Source organism: Pseudomonas sp. GW821-FHT02B10, from assembly GCF_059421865.1.
This window is the reverse complement of the sequence record NZ_JBWKVU010000001.1, coordinates 447,747-464,194: the sequence shown is the minus strand read 5'-3', so window position 1 is coordinate 464,194 and position 16,448 is coordinate 447,747. Positions and strand designations below refer to the sequence as shown.

At 61.9% G+C, this 16,448-nt stretch carries 15 protein-coding genes; 7 read left to right on the top strand and 8 right to left on the bottom strand.

All coding sequences use genetic code 11. From position 1 onward, the window contains the following. Positions 1-2 precede the first annotated feature (2 nt). The 7 genes from ispC to rpsB all read right to left on the bottom strand — a co-directional run bounded on the left by ispC (position 3) and on the right by rpsB (position 6,083). Positions 3-1,193 (bottom strand): 1-deoxy-D-xylulose-5-phosphate reductoisomerase, encoded by a 1,191-nt coding sequence (gene ispC / locus AC07VU_RS02075; RefSeq protein WP_277587969.1) that lies wholly within the window; start codon positions 1,191-1,193, stop codon positions 3-5. After that, positions 1,190-1,996, bottom strand: a complete 807-nt coding sequence (locus AC07VU_RS02070; protein WP_009042384.1) for a phosphatidate cytidylyltransferase — start codon at positions 1,994-1,996, stop codon at positions 1,190-1,192. Before AC07VU_RS02070 ends, ispC begins: the two co-directional genes overlap by 4 nt. Next, positions 1,996-2,751, bottom strand: coding sequence for a polyprenyl diphosphate synthase (uppS, locus tag AC07VU_RS02065; protein ID WP_007924072.1), 756 nt, complete (start codon positions 2,749-2,751; stop codon positions 1,996-1,998). The genes AC07VU_RS02070 and uppS overlap by 1 nt, the downstream gene beginning before the upstream one ends. A 14-nt stretch (positions 2,752-2,765) precedes the next feature. Continuing rightward, entirely contained in the window at positions 2,766-3,323 is a 558-nt protein-coding gene (frr, locus tag AC07VU_RS02060; protein ID WP_007924074.1) for a ribosome recycling factor, read from the bottom strand. After that, positions 3,320-4,063 carry a UMP kinase gene (pyrH, locus tag AC07VU_RS02055; RefSeq protein WP_007924076.1) on the bottom strand — a complete coding sequence of 248 codons (744 nt, stop codon included), beginning with the start codon at positions 4,061-4,063 and terminating at the stop codon, positions 3,320-3,322. Before pyrH ends, frr begins: the two co-directional genes overlap by 4 nt. A gap of 208 nt (positions 4,064-4,271) precedes the next feature. Further along, positions 4,272-5,138 (bottom strand): translation elongation factor Ts, encoded by an 867-nt coding sequence (tsf, locus tag AC07VU_RS02050; RefSeq protein WP_007924077.1) that lies wholly within the window; start codon positions 5,136-5,138, stop codon positions 4,272-4,274. Positions 5,139-5,342: 204 nt separating this feature from the next. Continuing rightward, on the bottom strand, positions 5,343-6,083 hold the full coding sequence (rpsB, locus tag AC07VU_RS02045; RefSeq protein WP_007924078.1) for a 30S ribosomal protein S2: 741 nt from the start codon (positions 6,081-6,083) through the stop codon (positions 5,343-5,345). Positions 6,084-6,490: 407 nt separating this feature from the next. On the opposite strand from rpsB, the gene map reads away from it, so the two are divergent. From map to dapC, 3 genes are read left to right on the top strand one after another with little or no spacing between them, the layout of a single operon-like run. Further along, on the top strand, positions 6,491-7,273 hold the full coding sequence (gene map / locus AC07VU_RS02040; protein ID WP_009042382.1) for a type I methionyl aminopeptidase: 783 nt from the start codon (positions 6,491-6,493) through the stop codon (positions 7,271-7,273). Positions 7,274-7,320: 47 nt separating this feature from the next. Continuing rightward, positions 7,321-10,023 carry a [protein-PII] uridylyltransferase gene (locus tag AC07VU_RS02035; protein WP_007924080.1) on the top strand — a complete coding sequence of 901 codons (2,703 nt, stop codon included), beginning with the start codon at positions 7,321-7,323 and terminating at the stop codon, positions 10,021-10,023. 39 nt (positions 10,024-10,062) lie between these two features. After that, complete coding sequence (gene dapC, locus AC07VU_RS02030) at positions 10,063-11,262, top strand: succinyldiaminopimelate transaminase (RefSeq protein ID WP_495029461.1); 1,200 nt, start codon at positions 10,063-10,065, stop codon at positions 11,260-11,262. Positions 11,263-11,369: 107 nt separating this feature from the next. On the opposite strand, the gene AC07VU_RS02025 is transcribed toward dapC, so the two are convergent. Then, positions 11,370-13,016, bottom strand: coding sequence for a Na+/H+ antiporter (locus AC07VU_RS02025; RefSeq protein ID WP_087091377.1), 1,647 nt, complete (start codon positions 13,014-13,016; stop codon positions 11,370-11,372). A 280-nt stretch (positions 13,017-13,296) separates the two neighbouring features. On the opposite strand from AC07VU_RS02025, the gene AC07VU_RS02020 reads away from it, so the two are divergent. The 4 genes from AC07VU_RS02020 (at position 13,297) to AC07VU_RS02005 (ending at position 16,427) form a co-directional block, all read left to right on the top strand. Beyond that, positions 13,297-13,605, top strand: a complete 309-nt coding sequence (locus AC07VU_RS02020; RefSeq protein WP_238437447.1) for an arsenate reductase — start codon at positions 13,297-13,299, stop codon at positions 13,603-13,605. A gap of 34 nt (positions 13,606-13,639) precedes the next feature. Beyond that, complete coding sequence (dapD, locus tag AC07VU_RS02015) at positions 13,640-14,674, top strand: 2,3,4,5-tetrahydropyridine-2,6-dicarboxylate N-succinyltransferase (protein WP_495029460.1); 1,035 nt, start codon at positions 13,640-13,642, stop codon at positions 14,672-14,674. 140 nt (positions 14,675-14,814) lie between these two features. Further along, positions 14,815-16,020 carry an aminotransferase class V-fold PLP-dependent enzyme gene (locus AC07VU_RS02010; RefSeq protein ID WP_495029459.1) on the top strand — a complete coding sequence of 402 codons (1,206 nt, stop codon included), beginning with the start codon at positions 14,815-14,817 and terminating at the stop codon, positions 16,018-16,020. Further along, positions 16,017-16,427: a SufE family protein gene (locus AC07VU_RS02005; RefSeq protein WP_007924086.1), complete on the top strand. Its 411-nt coding sequence runs from the start codon at positions 16,017-16,019 to the stop codon at positions 16,425-16,427. Before AC07VU_RS02010 ends, AC07VU_RS02005 begins: the two co-directional genes overlap by 4 nt. The last annotated feature ends 21 nt before the right edge of the window (positions 16,428-16,448 follow it).

Below are 16,448 nucleotides of genomic sequence, written 5' to 3'. Positions count from 1 at the left end.
CCTTACCGGCCGTTGCGACCCAGCCACTGCTCAGCCAGGGCACGGGCTTTGGCGTCCGCCGCGAACACAGCGCTCAGTTCATCGACTGCAACAACCGGCTCGAGGCTTAAAACTTCTTCGATGATACTCGCGATCTCGGGGTAGCGGATGCGCCGTTCGAGAAACGCGGCAACAGCCACCTCGTTGGCCGCGTTCAGCATAGCCGGAGCGCTGTTGCCAGCTTCCGCGGCCTGGCGCGCCAAACGCAAGCAAGGGAACCGCTGTTCATCAGGCGCCTGGAAATCCAGGCGTGCCACGGCGAACAGATCCAGGGGCGGCACGCCGGAGTCGATCCGCTCCGGCCAAGCCAGGGCATTGGCGATCGGCGTACGCATATCCGGGTTGCCCAACTGGGCCAGCACCGAACCGTCCACGTAGTCGACCAGCGAATGAATCACGCTTTGCGGATGAATCACCACCTCGACCTGGGCAGGCTTGGCATCAAACAACCAGCACGCCTCGATCAACTCGAGGCCTTTGTTCATCATGCTGGCCGAATCGACGGAAATCTTGCGCCCCATGGACCAGTTAGGGTGGGCACACGCCTGCTCGGGCGTTACCTGCTCCAGTTCGGCCAGCGGAGTTTGGCGGAACGGGCCACCGGATGCGGTCAGCAAAATACGCCGCACCCCCACATTGCTCAACCCACGGGAAAAGTCCGCGGGCATGCACTGGAAGATGGCGTTGTGTTCACTGTCGATAGGCAGCAATACCGAACCACTCTTGCCCACCGCCTGCATAAACAGCGCGCCGGACATGACCAGTGCTTCTTTATTGGCCAGGAGAATTTTCTTGCCGGCCTCGACGGCAGCCAGGGTTGGACGCAAACCCGCAGCACCGACGATAGCCGCCATGACCGCGTCGACTTCAGGGTCGGACGCCACCTCACACAACCCCTCCTCACCCACCAGTACACGGGTGCGCGAACCGGCATTGCGCAAGTCTTCCTGCAAGCTGCGCGCGGCAGCGATATGCGGGACGACGGCAAAACGGGGAGCGTGACGGATGCACAGCGCCAGCAACTCAGCCAGACGACTGAAACCGCTCAAGGCGAAGACCTGATAACGCTCGGGATGACGGGCAATGACGTCCAGCGTACTGAGGCCGATAGAGCCGGTGGCTCCGAGAACCGTAATCTGCTGTGGGCGACTCACAATGCAGCCATCCACAACAGCACGGCGAATACCGGAATGGCCGCGGTCAGGCTGTCGATACGATCGAGCACGCCGCCATGCCCAGGCAGCAGGTTACTGCTGTCCTTGATCCCGGCCTGGCGCTTGAACATGCTTTCGGTCAGGTCGCCGACCACCGAGATGAACACCACGATAGCCGCTCCGAGCAAGCCTAGAATGATCTGCCCAACGGACCAACCCGCAACCAGACCGACCACCGCTGTGATCACCAGGCTCAGCAGCAGGCCGCCGTACACCCCCTCCCAGCTCTTGCCCGGGCTGACCTGCGGCGCCAGCTTGCGCTTGCCGAACGCCTTACCGGAGAAGTAGGCACCGATATCAGCGCCCCAGACCAGCACCATCACCGCCATGATCAACCAGTTGCCCAAAGGCTGCTGCTTGATGAAGACCAGGCCTTGCCAGGCCGGCAGCAGAATCAGCAGACCGATCACCAGCTTGGCCGCGGCACCGGCCCAATGCTCACGGGTACGCGGATAGGTGAGCACCAGGAAAGTCGCCAGCCCCCACCAGAGCACCGCAGCCCCCAACACCCAAGGCGCGATACCTGGCAACAGCTGCATCAGGAACAACAGCGCAGCGACCACTACTGCATAGGCAATACGGGTCGACTGAGCCTCGAAACCCGCTAGGCGCGCCCACTCCCAAGCCCCGAGGGTCACCACCAGCCCAATAAACAGGGCGAAGGCAGAACCTTCGAGCAAGAAAAAACCGCACAAGGCGATCGGCAGCAGGATCAGCGCAGTAATGATTCGTTGTTTGAGCATTAAACCCGGGCTCCAGCTTCGACCTGCTCGCTCGTTTTACCGAAGCGGCGCTGGCGAGAAGCGTAATCGGCCAGCGCAGCGCGCATGGCATCGTGTTTGAAGTCCGGCCAGAACAGGTCGGAGAAGTACAGCTCGGCATAAGCCAGCTGCCAGAGCAGGAAATTGCTGATGCGGTGCTCGCCCCCCGTACGAATGCACAGGTCCGGCAATGGTAGGTCGCCAGTCGCCAGGCAGGTTTGCAACAACTCAGGGGTAATGTCCTCAGGACGCAGGTGCCCCGCCTGAACTTCCCGCGCCAGGCGCTGAGCGGCCTGGGCGATATCCCACTGACCGCCATAGTTGGCAGCGATCTGCAGAATGAAGCGGTCACTACCCGCAGTCATCGCCTCCGCCTCGCGCATTGCAGCCTGCAACTCAGGATGGAAACGCGAACGATCGCCAATGATGCGCAGGCTGATGTTGTTTTCATTGAGGCGTTTGGCCTCGCGGCGCAATGCCTTGAAGAACAGATCCATCAAGGCGCTGACTTCATCGGCCGGCCGCTGCCAGTTCTCACTGGAGAAGGCAAACAGGGTCAGCACCTCGACCTTGGCCTCGGCGCACACCTCGATCACCGCGCGAACAGCATCAACACCCGCTTTATGCCCGGCGACGCCGGGCATGAAGCGTTTTTTTGCCCAGCGATTGTTGCCATCCATGATGATCGCGACATGGCGCGGCACCGAGGACGGCGCACTCTGCTTGGTCTTGTCCATTTAAAGCCCGACCCTTATACGGCCATCAGGTCCTTTTCTTTTTCGTCAGTTGCCTTAGCAATCTGAGCCTCGAACTCTTTGATCAGCTTGTCGATCTCAGCACCGGCGCGACGCTCTTCGTCTTCACTGATTTCCTTGTCCTTGGACAGCTTCTTCAGATCGCCCAAGGCATCGCGACGAATATTGCGCACGGCAACACGGGCATCTTCAGCAGCAGCACGCGCCTGCTTGGTGAAGCCTTTGCGGGTTTCCTCAGTCAGCGGCGCCATTTTGATCAGCAGCAGCTCACCAAGATTGGTCGGATTGAGGTTCAGGCCGGCACTGCCGATGGCCTTGTCGATTGCCCCAAGCATGTTGCGCTCGAATGGCACCACCTGCAGGGTCTGAGAGTCTTTCACAGTAACGTTGGCCACACCGCTCAATGGGGTGTCAGTGCCATAGTAAGGCACCATCACGCTACCCAGGATGCTCGGGTGCGCCTTGCCGGTGCGGATCTGGCCAAACGCGTGAGCCAGCGACTCCAGGGACTTCTTCATGCGCTCTTGAGCGTCTTTCTTGATTTCGTTGATCATTGTTCGCCTTCCTCGATCAGGGTTCCTTCAGCGCCGCCATGCACGATGTTCAGCAGGGCGCCGGGCTTGTTCATGTTAAATACGCGCAACGGCATCTTATGGTCGCGGCACAGGCAGATCGCCGTCAGATCCATGACACCCAGCTTGCGATCCAGCACTTCATCGTAGGTCAGATGATCGAACTTCTCGGCATGCGGGTCTTTGAATGGGTCTGCGGTGTACACACCGTCAACCTTGGTTGCCTTGAGCACTACGTCGGCATCGATCTCGATCGCCCGCAAGCATGCTGCGGAGTCGGTCGTGAAGAACGGGTTGCCGGTACCGGCAGCGAAGATCACCACTTCCTTGGAGTTCAGATGGCGCATCGCCTTGCGACGGTCGTAGTGATCGGTCACACCCACCATGGAAATGGCCGACATGACAATCGCCGAGATATTCGCACGTTCCAGCGCGTCGCGCATGGCCAGGCCGTTCATCACAGTGGCCAGCATGCCCATGTGGTCGCCTGTTACCCGATCCATGCCTGCCGCACTGAGCGCCGCGCCACGGAACAGGTTGCCACCACCGATGACCAGGCCGACCTGAACACCGATGCCCACCAGCTGGCCGACTTCCAGCGCCATGCGATCGAGCACCTTAGGGTCGATCCCGAACTCTTCCGAGCCCATCAGGGCCTCGCCGCTAAGCTTGAGTAGAATGCGTTTATAGCGAGCTTGATAACCACTGCCCTGCTGAGCCATTGCGAATCTCTCCTGCGGCGTATTTTAAAAATTCTCTGCAAGCTGTTTGCAGCCTGCGTTCACTCTAGCTTGACGCTGTCACAGCGCCATCAGAACACGACTTTGTAAACCGGTTCCGAAGGCAACCCAATAAATTGGTTACCCCATTTGAAAAGAGGCTGCGCGCGTGAGCGGGCAGCCTCTTTCGGGCGACAGTTGAAAAACCGTCTTACTGTTGCTTGGCAGCAGCCAGTTGTGCGGCAACTTCTTCAGCGAAGTTGTCTTCTTTCTTCTCGATACCTTCACCTACCGCGAAGCGGGTGAACGAAACGATTTCTGCGCCGCCTTTCTTGGCCAGGGCACCCACGGTGACTTCTGGATCCTTGACGAAAGCTTGCTCAACCAGGCTGGCTTCGGCCAGGAACTTGCTGATACGGCCACCGATCATTTTTTCAACGATTTCGGCTGGCTTGCCTTTCATCTTGTCTTCGTTCAGCTGCAGGAACACAGCTTTTTCGCGCTCGATGGCTTCAGCGGAAACTTGCGATGGCAGCAGGAACTCAGGGTTGCTTGCAGCCACGTGCATGGCGATGTCCTTGGCCAGTTCTACGGAACCGCCTTTCAGGACAACCGCAACACCGATCTTGTTACCGTGCAGGTAAGTACCGACCACGTCACCTTCAACGCGAGCCAGACGACGGATGTTGACGTTCTCGCCAGTCTTGCCAACCAGAACCAGACGATCGGCTTCTTGAGCCTCGATCAGCGGAGCTGCATCGGTCAGCTTGTCAGCGAAAGCTTTTTCGACGCTGGCAGCAACGAATGCCTTGAAATCGTCCTGCAGAGCCAGGAAGTCGGTCTGCGAGTTGACTTCCAGCAGAACGGCGGCTTTACCGTCGTCCTTGATGGCGATGGCGCCTTCAGCAGCGATGTTGCCTGCTTTCTTGGCAGCCTTGATGGCGCCCGAAGCGCGCATGTCATCAATGGCTTTCTCGATGTCGCCGCCAGCCTTGGTCAAGGCTTTCTTGCAGTCCATCATGCCTTCGCCGGTACGCTCGCGCAGTTCTTTAACCAACGCTGCAGTAATCTCTGCCATTTTCAAATTCCTCTTGGATAGGTTTTCAACCATTCCACCCGACTCAACGGGCGATCAATTCTTGAGCTGCGCTCTCGAAAACCCTTGATAGCCGCCACACATGACAAGAACTGCAGGGGCGCCATCGGTAAATGATTTCCGAGGTGGCAAAAAGGGGGCCTAGCCCCCTTTTTGCGTACTGAGTAAACGCTAAGCGTCAGTTACTCAGGCTTCAGCTGCCGGCGCTGGAGCGTCTTCAGCGAATACTTCGGTGCCGCCTGCAACGTTGTTGCGGCCACGGATCACGGCATCAGCCATCGAACCCATGTACAGCTGGATGGCGCGAATGGCGTCATCGTTGCCTGGGATGATGTAGTCAACGCCTTCCGGGCTGCTGTTGGTATCGACAACGCCGATGACCGGGATGCCCAGCTTGTTGGCTTCGGTGATCGCGATGCGCTCGTGGTCAACGTCGATCACGAACAGTGCATCAGGCAGACCGCCCATGTCCTTGATACCACCCAGGCTACGATCCAGCTTTTCCAGATCGCGAGTGCGCATCAGCGCCTCTTTCTTGGTCAGCTTGGCGAAGGTACCGTCTTCCGACTGAACTTCCAGGTCACGCAGACGCTTGATGGAAGCACGGATGGTCTTGTAGTTGGTCAGCATGCCGCCCAACCAGCGGTGATCGACGTACGGCGAACCGCAACGTGCTGCTTCTTCAGCAACGATCTTGCCAGCGGAACGCTTGGTGCCGACGAACAGAATCTTGTTTTTGCCCTGGGCCAGACGCTCTACGAAAGTCAGAGCTTCGTTGAACATTGGCAGGGTTTTTTCAAGGTTGATGATGTGAATCTTGTTACGCGCGCCGAAAATGTACTTGCCCATTTTCGGATTCCAGTAACGGGTTTGGTGACCGAAGTGCACACCGGCCTTCAGCATATCGCGCATGTTGACTTGGGACATGATAGTTCCTTGATAAGTCGGGTTAGGCCTCCACGTATCCCAATGACCAACCAACAGCTTGTGCTGAGGGCACCCAGGTCATCGTGTCGACACGTGTGTGGGTTTAGGCTTTTCGGGGCATCCCCGGAAAGCGGCGCATTTTATACCACAAGAAGGGTAAAAACGGAACCCGGATTCTCATTTCCCCCGGAGGGCTTTTTTGCTCCCCCCTTGGAATCGGGCCAGAATGCTCCACTGTTATAGAAAGAAGCGACGCACAGAGCCTCAGATTTGCCCCAGGGCTCTGTTAGAATCGCACTTTTGAGGCTTTTGAAAGCGCGGCGACCCCACAACGGGATCTGCCTTCGATACACCGCTTTCAAGCCATTCCGTGTTTATCCGCGCCACTGAGCGTCAAGAGAGCCTGTATGACCGTCACCCTCAAAACTCCCGAGGACATCGCAAAAATGCGTGTCGCCGGCAAACTGGCCGCCGAAGTGCTGGAAATGATTGCCGAGCATGTCAAACCCGGCGTGACCACCGAAGAGCTGGACCGCATCTGCCACGACTACATCGTCAATGTGCAGCATGCGATTCCCGCGCCGTTGAATTACAAGGGTTTCCCCAAGTCCATCTGCACCTCGATCAACCACGTGGTGTGCCACGGCATCCCGAACGAGAAGCCGCTGAAGGATGGCGACACCCTGAACATCGACGTCACCGTCATCAAGGACGGCTACCACGGCGATACCAGCCGCATGTTCCACGTCGGCACCGTGCCGGTCTGGGCCGAGCGCCTGTCGCAGATCACCCAGGAATGCATGTACAAGGCCATCGAACTGGTCAAGCCGGGCTGCCGCCTGGGCGACATCGGCGAAGTCATCCAGAAGCACGCTGAAAAGAACGGTTTCTCGGTGGTCCGCGAGTTCTGCGGCCACGGTATCGGTAAGGTGTTCCACGAAGAGCCGCAGATCCTGCACTACGGCCGCGCCGGCACCGGCATGGAACTGAAAGCCGGCATGACCTTCACCATCGAGCCGATGATCAACCAGGGCAAGGCCGACACCAAGGTGCTGGGCGACGGCTGGACCGCGATCACCAAGGACCGCAAGCTCTCCGCGCAGTGGGAACACACCCTGCTGGTGACCGAGACTGGCTACGAGATCTTCACCCTGCGCAGCGATGACACCATCGCACGCGTCTCGGCCTGATCCACGCAGCTGCGCCCTGACCTATAGATAGAAAGGAAAGCCAATCAATGCCGCAGGTGGATCCCGAATTGTTCGACCGCGGCCAGTTCCAGGCGGAACTGGCCCTGAAGGCAAGCCCTATCGCTGCCTTCAAGAAAGCCATTCGTCAGGCACGTGAAGTGCTCGACGAGCGCTTTCGCAGCGGACGGGATATCCGCCGGCTCATTGAGGACCGCGCCTGGTTCGTCGATAACATCCTGCAAAAGGCCTGGGACCAGTTCGACTGGAGCGACGACGCCGACATCGCCCTGGTGGCGGTCGGCGGCTACGGTCGCGGCGAGCTGCACCCCTACTCCGACATCGACCTGCTGATCCTGCTGGACAGCGCCGACCACGAGATTTTCCGCGACTCCATCGAACGCTTCCTGACCCTGCTCTGGGACATCGGCCTGGAAGTAGGGCAAAGCGTGCGCTCGGTGGAGGAATGCGCCGAAGAGGCCCGCGCCGACCTGACGGTGGTTACCAACCTGATGGAAAGCCGCACCATCTGCGGCCCCGAACGCCTGCGCCAGCGTATGCTCGACGTCACCAGCACGGCACACATGTGGCCGAGCAAGGACTTCTTCCTGGCCAAGCGCGCCGAACAGAAAGCGCGGCACCACAAGTACAACGACACCGAATACAACCTGGAACCCAACGTCAAAGGCTCGCCCGGCGGCCTGCGAGACATCCAGACCATCCTCTGGGTCGCCCGTCGCCAATACGGCACGCTGAACCTGCGGGCCCTGGCCGGCGAAGGTTTCCTGGTGGAAAGCGAGAACGCGCTGCTGGCTTCGTCCCAGGAGTTCCTGTGGAAAGTCCGCTACGCCCTGCACATGCTCGCCGGGCGCGCCGAAGACCGCCTGCTGTTCGATCACCAGCGCTCGATCGCCAAGCTGCTGGGGTTCGAGGGCAACGATGCCAAGCAGGCCATCGAAAGCTTCATGCAGCAGTACTACCGGGTGGTGATGAGCATCGCCCAGCTCAGCGACCTGATCATCCAGCACTTCGAGGAAGTCATCCTCGCCCCGGAAGACGAAGCGCCGCCGCAGCCGATCAACTCGCGCTTCCAGCTGCACGACGGCTACATCGAGGCGATCAACGCCAACGTGTTCCGCCGCACGCCATTCGCCATGCTGGAAATCTTCGTGCTCATGGCTCAGCACCCGGAGATCAAGGGCGTACGCGCCGACACCATTCGCCTGTTGCGCGAAAATCGCCACCTGATCGACGACGATTTCCGCCATGACATTCGCAATACCAGCCTGTTCATCGAGCTGTTCAAGTGCGAGATCGGCATCCACCGCAACCTGCGGCGGATGAATCGCTACGGCATTCTCGGGCGTTATCTGCCGGAGTTCGGCCATATCGTCGGGCAGATGCAGCATGACCTGTTCCACATCTATACGGTCGACGCCCACACCCTGAACCTGATCAAACACTTGCGCAAACTGCAGTACACCCAGGTTTCGGAGAAATTCCCGCTGGCCAGCAAGCTCATGGCCAAGCTGCCCAAGCCCGAACTGATCTACCTCGCCGGGCTCTACCATGACATTGGCAAGGGCCGGCACGGTGACCATTCGGATATCGGCGCCGTGGACGCGGAAGCCTTCTGCATCCGCCACCAGTTGCCACTGTGGGACACGCGCCTGATTGTCTGGCTGGTGCAGAACCATCTGGTGATGTCGACCACCGCCCAGCGCAAGGACCTGTCCGACCCGCAAGTCATCCATGACTTCGCCCAGGTCGTGGTCGACCAGACCCGCCTGGACTATCTCTACGTGCTGACGGTTTCCGACATCAACGCGACCAACCCGACGCTGTGGAACTCATGGCGCGCCAGCCTGTTGCGCCAGCTCTACACCGAGACCAAGCGCGCCCTGCGCCGCGGCCTGGAAAACCCGGTGGACCGCGAAGAGCAGATCCGCCAGACGCAAAGCGCGGCCCTGGACATTCTGGTCCGCGCCGGCACCGACCCGGACGACGTCGAGCAGCTCTGGGCGCAACTGGGTGACGACTACTTCCTGCGCCACACCGCCGGCGATGTGGCCTGGCACAGCGATGCGATCCTCCAGCAGCCGGCCGACGGCGGCCCGCTGGTGCTGATCAAGGAAACCACCCAGCGCGAATTCGAGGGTGGCACGCAGATCTTCATCTACGCCCCGGACCAGCACGATTTCTTCGCCGTGACCGTGGCCGCGATGGACCAGTTGAACCTGAACATCCATGACGCCCGGATCATCACCTCGAGCAGCCAGTTCACCCTCGACACCTATATCGTGCTCGACAACGACGGCGGCTCGATCGGCAACAACCCGCAACGCGTCAAACAGATCCGCGACGGCCTTACCGAGGCCCTGCGCAATCCTGACGACTACCCAACCATCATCCAGCGTCGAGTACCGCGTCAGCTCAAACACTTCGCCTTCCCGCCGCAAGTGACTATCCACAACGACGCCCAGCGCCCGGTCACCGTGCTCGAACTGAGCGCTCCCGATCGCCCCGGCCTGCTGGCGCGCATCGGCAAGATCTTCCTGGAGTTCGACCTGTCGCTGCAAAACGCCAAGATCGCCACCCTGGGCGAGCGCGTGGAAGACGTGTTCTTCATTACCGACGCGCATAACCAGCAACTGTCCGATCCCCAGCTGTGCAGCCGACTGCAGGACGCCATCGTCGAACAGCTGAGCGTCAGCCAAGAACCGCCTACCGCCTTGACGCGCCTGAGCTTCTGACCACGCGCCACGACCCGCTTTGAGTGAGACACCGCCCCGATGAACAACGCTCTGAACCAGCTGCAGCCCTACCCGTTCGAGAAACTCCGCGCCCTGCTCGGCGGCGTCCAGCCCAACCCCGACAAGCGCCCTATCGCGCTGTCCATCGGCGAACCCAAGCACCGCTCGCCGAGCTTTGTCGCCGAGGCCCTGGCCAATAACCTCGACCAGATGGCCGTGTATCCGACGACCCTGGGGCTTCCAGCCCTGCGCGAAGCCATCGCCAGCTGGTGCGAACGGCGTTTTGGCGTGCCCGACGGCTGGATCGACCCGGCGCGCAATGCGCTGCCGGTCAACGGCACCCGCGAGGCGCTGTTCGCCTTCACCCAGACCGTGGTCAACCGTGGCGACGACGCGCTGGTGGTCAGCCCGAACCCCTTCTATCAGATCTACGAAGGCGCGGCCTTCCTCGCCGGCGCCAAGCCGCACTACCTGCCGTGCCTGGATGAAAACGGCTTCAATCCGGACTTCGACGCGGTACCGGCCGAGATCTGGCAGCGTTGCCAGATCCTGTTCCTGTGCTCGCCGGGCAACCCGACCGGCGCGCTGATCCCGATCGAAACCCTGAAGAAACTCATCGCCCTGGCCGACCAGTACGATTTCGTGATCGCCGCCGACGAGTGCTACAGCGAGCTGTACTTCGACGAGCAGACCCCGCCACCCGGCCTGCTCAGCGCCTGCGCCGAGCTGGGACGCCAGGACTTCAAGCGTTGCGTGGTGTTCCACAGCCTGTCCAAGCGCTCCAACCTGCCGGGCCTGCGCTCCGGCTTCGTCGCCGGCGACGCCGAGATCCTCAAGGGCTTCCTGCTGTACCGCACCTACCATGGCTGCGCCATGCCGGTTCAGACCCAGCTGGCCAGCATCGCCGCCTGGAACGACGAAGTGCATGTGCGCGCCAACCGCGCGCTGTATCGCGAGAAGTTCGATGCGGTGCTGGAGATCCTGGCGCCGGTACTCGACGTGCAGCGCCCGGACGGCAGCTTCTACCTGTGGCCGAACGTGGCGGGCGACGACACGGCGTTCTGCCGCGACCTGTACGAACAGGAACATGTGACCGTGGTACCGGGCTCCTACCTGTCACGCGACGTCGACGGCAGCAACCCGGGAGCCGGTCGGGTGCGCATGGCCCTGGTAGCGCCATTGGCCGAATGCGTGGAAGCCGCCGAGCGGATCCGCGATTTCGTTCAGCGCCGTAAGTAACCCCCCGTAGAAGCGAGGCTTGCCCGCGATAGAAACGACGCCGTACAACTGATACACCGCGTTATCGTTCATCGCGAGCAAGCTTCGCTCCTACAAGAAGACAGACGTTATTTCACCTGCCCCAGATTGGCCTCGCTGAGGTCCAGCTCGCCCAACACCTCGCGCAACACGTCGTCGCCGATCTGGTGCTGGCGGCTCAACCGATACAACTCCAGCCGCTGCGCCCGCAGCGCTTTCAAACGCAATTTACGCTCCAGCAAATCCATCTGAAACGCCAGCGCCTGGGCTTCGGCGGAATCGTTGAACACCTCCAGTTGATGGCGATATTCCGACATCAGCCGCCCCTTGAGCTCGGTGGCCAGCGCCGCCTGGGCCGCATCCGGCGAGCTGGCCCCATCGGCCACTTCCTCGGCCTCCAGGGCATGGATCGCCGCCTCGGCGGTTTTGCGCCAGGCGTCACGCACTTCGGCATGCCGCTTCTCGTCAGGACTCTTCTGGATGCCCCGCAGCAACAGCGGCAAGGCGATACAGGCGGCCACCAGCGACAACAGGATCACCCCGGCGGCAATGAAGATCAGCAGGTCGCGCTCGGGAAAAGCCTCGCCCGCTCCCAGCAACAGCGGCACCGACATGACGCCCGCCAGGGTCACCGCCCCGCGTACCCCGCCCACCGTCAGCAACCAGCAGGAACGCGCGGTCGGCACCAGGGTCAGTTCGCCCTTGCCGCGCCAGCGGCGCAACAGGCCGGACAGGCGCCAGATGCTTTGTACCCAGATGAACCGCAGTACCAGCAATACCAGGAAGATCGCTCCCACATCCAGGCAGCGATAGAACAGGGTCGGCCACAAGGTGGTTTCGTGGCTGACCACGGCCTTGATGATGTCCGGCAGTTGCAGGCCCAACAGCAGAAAGATCAGGCCGTTGAAGGCGAACTCCAGCAGCGACCAGACACTGCGGTTGAGCAAACGCGTGCTGGTCTGCCGGGGCAACAGATCGAGCCAGCTCTGCATCATCCCCGCCGCCACCGCCGAGAGGATGCCCGAGGCTCCCAGGCGCTCGGCCAGCACGTAGGCGGCGAACGGCAGCAACAGCATGAACACCACATGGGTCGCCGGGTCGTCCCAGCCGCGGGCGATCATCCAGGCCCGCAAGCGCCCCACCAGCCAGCTCAGGGCCACGCCGACCGCCAGGCCGCCGACGGCCACCAGGACAAAAGTCAGGCTGGCATTGGCCAGGGAAAACACCCCGGTCACGGCCGCCGCCAGGGCGAACTTGAAGGTCACCAGGCCGGAGGCGTCGTTCATCAGCGCCTCCCCCTGCAGCATGTGCATCAAGGGCGTCGGCAGGCGGTTCTGGGAAATCGCCGAGACCGCCACGGCGTCGGTCGGCGACAAGACAGCCGCGAGGGCGAAGGCCACCGGCAAGGGAATGGTCGGCAGCAACCAGTGAATGAAATAACCGGCCCCCACCACGGTGAACAGCACCAGGCCCACGGCCAGGGTCAGGATCGGCCCGCGCAGGCGCCACAGCTCGCGCTTGGGCATACGCCAGCCATCGGAGAACAGCAGCGGTGGCAGGAACAGAAACAGAAACAATTCCGGGTCCAGCGCCACGTGCAGCCCCAGGGTGGGCCAGGCCAGCAAGGCCCCGGCGGCGATCTGCAGCAGCGGCAACGGCAACGGAATCACCCGTCCGACCAGCCGCGAGAGACTCACCAGCATCAGCAGGATAAGGACGGTATAAGCGGTTTGCATAAAGCGGTTTTCCCAATCGATCAGCAGCGGACTTCAGGCAACAGGTTACCGTCGAAGTGCCATATTAGCCGCTTAAGCTGGGGCCTCGCCGCTGCACAAAAGTCGCAAGCGGCCTATGCCACTGTCACACAAAGCTACAAAGCCGGGCCTTCGCCGACGCCGAACCGGCGCGGGCATGGCATAATCCGTGACCTTTAACTCCAGCATCTCAAAAGGGGGCAATTCCTTGACCGCTTCAAGCAAAACGTTGCACCTTTTCGGCATCAAAGCCTGCGACACCATGAAAAAGGCGCGCACCTGGCTCGATGAACACGCTGTCAGCTATGACTTCCATGACTACAAAGCGGCCGGAATCGACCGCGAACACCTGGCCCAGTGGTGCAACGAGCACGGCTGGCAGGTGGTGCTGAACCGTGCGGGCACGACCTTTCGCAAACTCGACGACGAACGCAAAGCCGATCTCGACCAGGCGAAAGCGATCGAACTGATGCTCGCGCAACCCTCGATGATCAAGCGCCCGGTGCTCGATCTCGGCGACCGAACCCTGATTGGCTTCAAGCCCGATATCTACGCGGCAGAAATCAAATAACGCCTGCCCGCTCAATTTTGTAAGAGGTAACAGCATGTCCACTACCCTGTTCAGCCTGGCCTTTGGTGTCGGCACTCAAAACCGTCAAGGCGCGTGGCTGGAAGTGTTTTACGCCGCGCCCCTGCTCAAGCCGTCCGCGGAAATCGTTGCCGCCATCACCCCGGTGCTGGGTTACAGCGAAGGCAACCAGGCCATCACCTTCACCACCACCCAGGCCGCAGAACTGGCCGACGCCCTGAAAAGCATCGACGCCACCCAGGCCGCGCTGCTGACCCGCCTGGCCGAGAGCCACAAGCCGCTGGTCGCCACCCTGCTGGCCGAAGACGCCCAGTTGACCTCCACCCCGGAGGCCTACCTGAAGCTGCACCTGCTGTCCCACCGCCTGGTCAAGCCGCACGGCCTGAACCTGGCCGGGATCTTCCCGCTGCTGCCGAACGTGGCCTGGACCAACCAGGGCGCGGTGGACCTCGGCGAACTGGCCGAGCGTCAACTGGAAGCCCGCCTGCGTGGCGAGCTGCTGGAAGTGTTCTCGGTGGACAAATTCCCGAAAATGACCGACTACGTGGTACCGGCCGGCGTGCGCATCGCTGACGCCGCGCGTATCCGCCTGGGCGCCTACGTGGGCGAAGGCACCACCGTGATGCACGAAGGTTTCGTCAACTTCAACGCCGGCACCGAAGGCCCGGGCATGATCGAAGGCCGGGTGTCCGCTGGCGTATTCGTCGGCAAGGGTTCGGACCTGGGCGGCGGTTGCTCGACCATGGGCACCCTGTCGGGCGGCGGCAACATCGTGATCAAGGTCGGCGAAGGCTGTCTGATCGGCGCCAACGCCGGTATCGGTATCCCACTGGGCGACCGCAACACCGTGGAATCGGGCCTGTACGTGACCGCCGGGACCAAGGTGGCGCTGCTGGACGAGAACAACCAGCTGGTCAAGGTGGTCAAGGCCCGCGAGCTGGCCGGCCAGCCTGACCTGCTGTTCCGTCGCAATTCGGAGACCGGTGCCGTGGAGTGCAAGACCCACAAATCGGCCATCGAACTGAACGCAGCGCTGCACGCTCACAACTAAGCGTCACGCACCTCTACCTGTAGGAGCGAGGCTGGCCCGCAAAGCTTTGGGCTGCCTCGAGGCCCCCTTGGCAGGCAGCCTCGCTCCTACCGGTTACAGGTCCGGCGTATACCCGCCCATGTTCACCAGGGCCCGATAGCATGATGATTCCTTCTCCCTGGCGTGCCGACTTCCCGGCCATCGCCGCCCTGCAACGGCAGGACCAGACCTACCTGGACAACGCCGCTACCACGCAAAAACCCCAAGCCCTGCTGGATGCCCTGGCGCACTACTACGCCAATGGCGCGGCCAATGTGCATCGCGCGCAGCACCTGCCCGGCGCTCACGCCACCCAGGCGTTCGAGAACAGCCGCCACAAGGTGGCGCAGTGGCTGAACAGTGGTGACAGCGGGCAGATCATCCTTACCCACGGCGCGACCTCCGCGCTGAACCTCCTGGCCTATGGCCTGGAACACCAATTCAACCCGGGCGACGAAATCGTCATCAGCGCCCTGGAGCATCACGCCAACCTGCTGCCCTGGCAGCAACTGGCGCACCGCCGCGGCCTCAACCTGGTGGTCCTGCCGCTGGACGACGACGGCCTGATCGATCTCGACGCTGCGGCACGCCTGATCGGCCCGCGCACCCGGCTGCTGGCCGTCAGCCAGCTGTCCAACGTGCTCGGTGCCTGGCAGCCCCTGCCGCAGCTGCTGGCCCTGGCCAAGGCGCACGCCGCCCTGACCGTGGTCGACGGCGCCCAGGGCGTGGTCCACGGCCGCCACGATGTGCAGGCGCTGGGCTGCGATTTCTATGTGTTCTCCAGCCACAAGCTCTATGGCCCGGACGGTGTCGGCGTGCTGTACGGGCGCACCGAGGCGCTGCAAGGCCTGCGTCACTGGCAGTTTGGTGGCGAGATGGTCCAGCAGGCCGAATACCAGCACGCCAGCTTCCGCCCCGCCCCGCTGGGTTTCGAAGCCGGTACGCCGCCGATCGCCAGCGTGATTGGCCTGGGCGCGACCCTGGATTACCTCAGCGGTCTCGACCAGGACGCCGTCAGCGCCCATGAAGCCGCGCTGCACGACTACCTGCTGCACGGCCTGCTGGCCCGCAAAGGCCTGCGCCTGCTGGGCAAGCCGCAACTGGCGCTGGTCAGCTTCGTGGTCGATGGCGTGCACAACGCCGACCTGGCTCACCTGCTGACCGAACAGGGCATCGCCGTGCGCGCCGGGCATCACTGCGCCATGCCACTGCTGAAAAGCTTCGGCCTGGCGGGTGCGATCCGCGTATCCCTGGCGCTGTACAACGACTCCGAGGACCTGGAGCGCTTCTTCGAGGCCCTCGATCAGGCGCTGGAGCTGTTGCGATGAGCCTGCCCGCCGAGGCCCTGGCCGCCCTCGACAGCTTTCAGGGCGCTCCCGGTTGGGAACAGCGCGCACGCTTGCTGATGCAATGGGGCGAACGCCTGGCACCGCTGAGCGACGCCGACAAGGTCGAGGCCAATCGGGTGCATGGCTGTGAAAGCCAGGTCTGGCTGGTGGGCACCTTGCAGGACGGTCACTGGCAGTTCGCCGCCAGCAGCGATGCACGCCTGATCCGTGGCCTGGTGGCCCTGCTGCTGGCGCGGGTCAACGGCTTGTCCGCCGAGGAACTGCAACGGGTGGACTTGCCGGACTGGTTCAATCAGCTGGGCCTGTCGCGCCAGTTGTCGCCGTCGCGCAGCAATGGGCTGAACGCGGTATTGCAGCGGATGCGCGAGCTGGCTGGCAACTACTGATCCAATCGCGATCTACCCGCC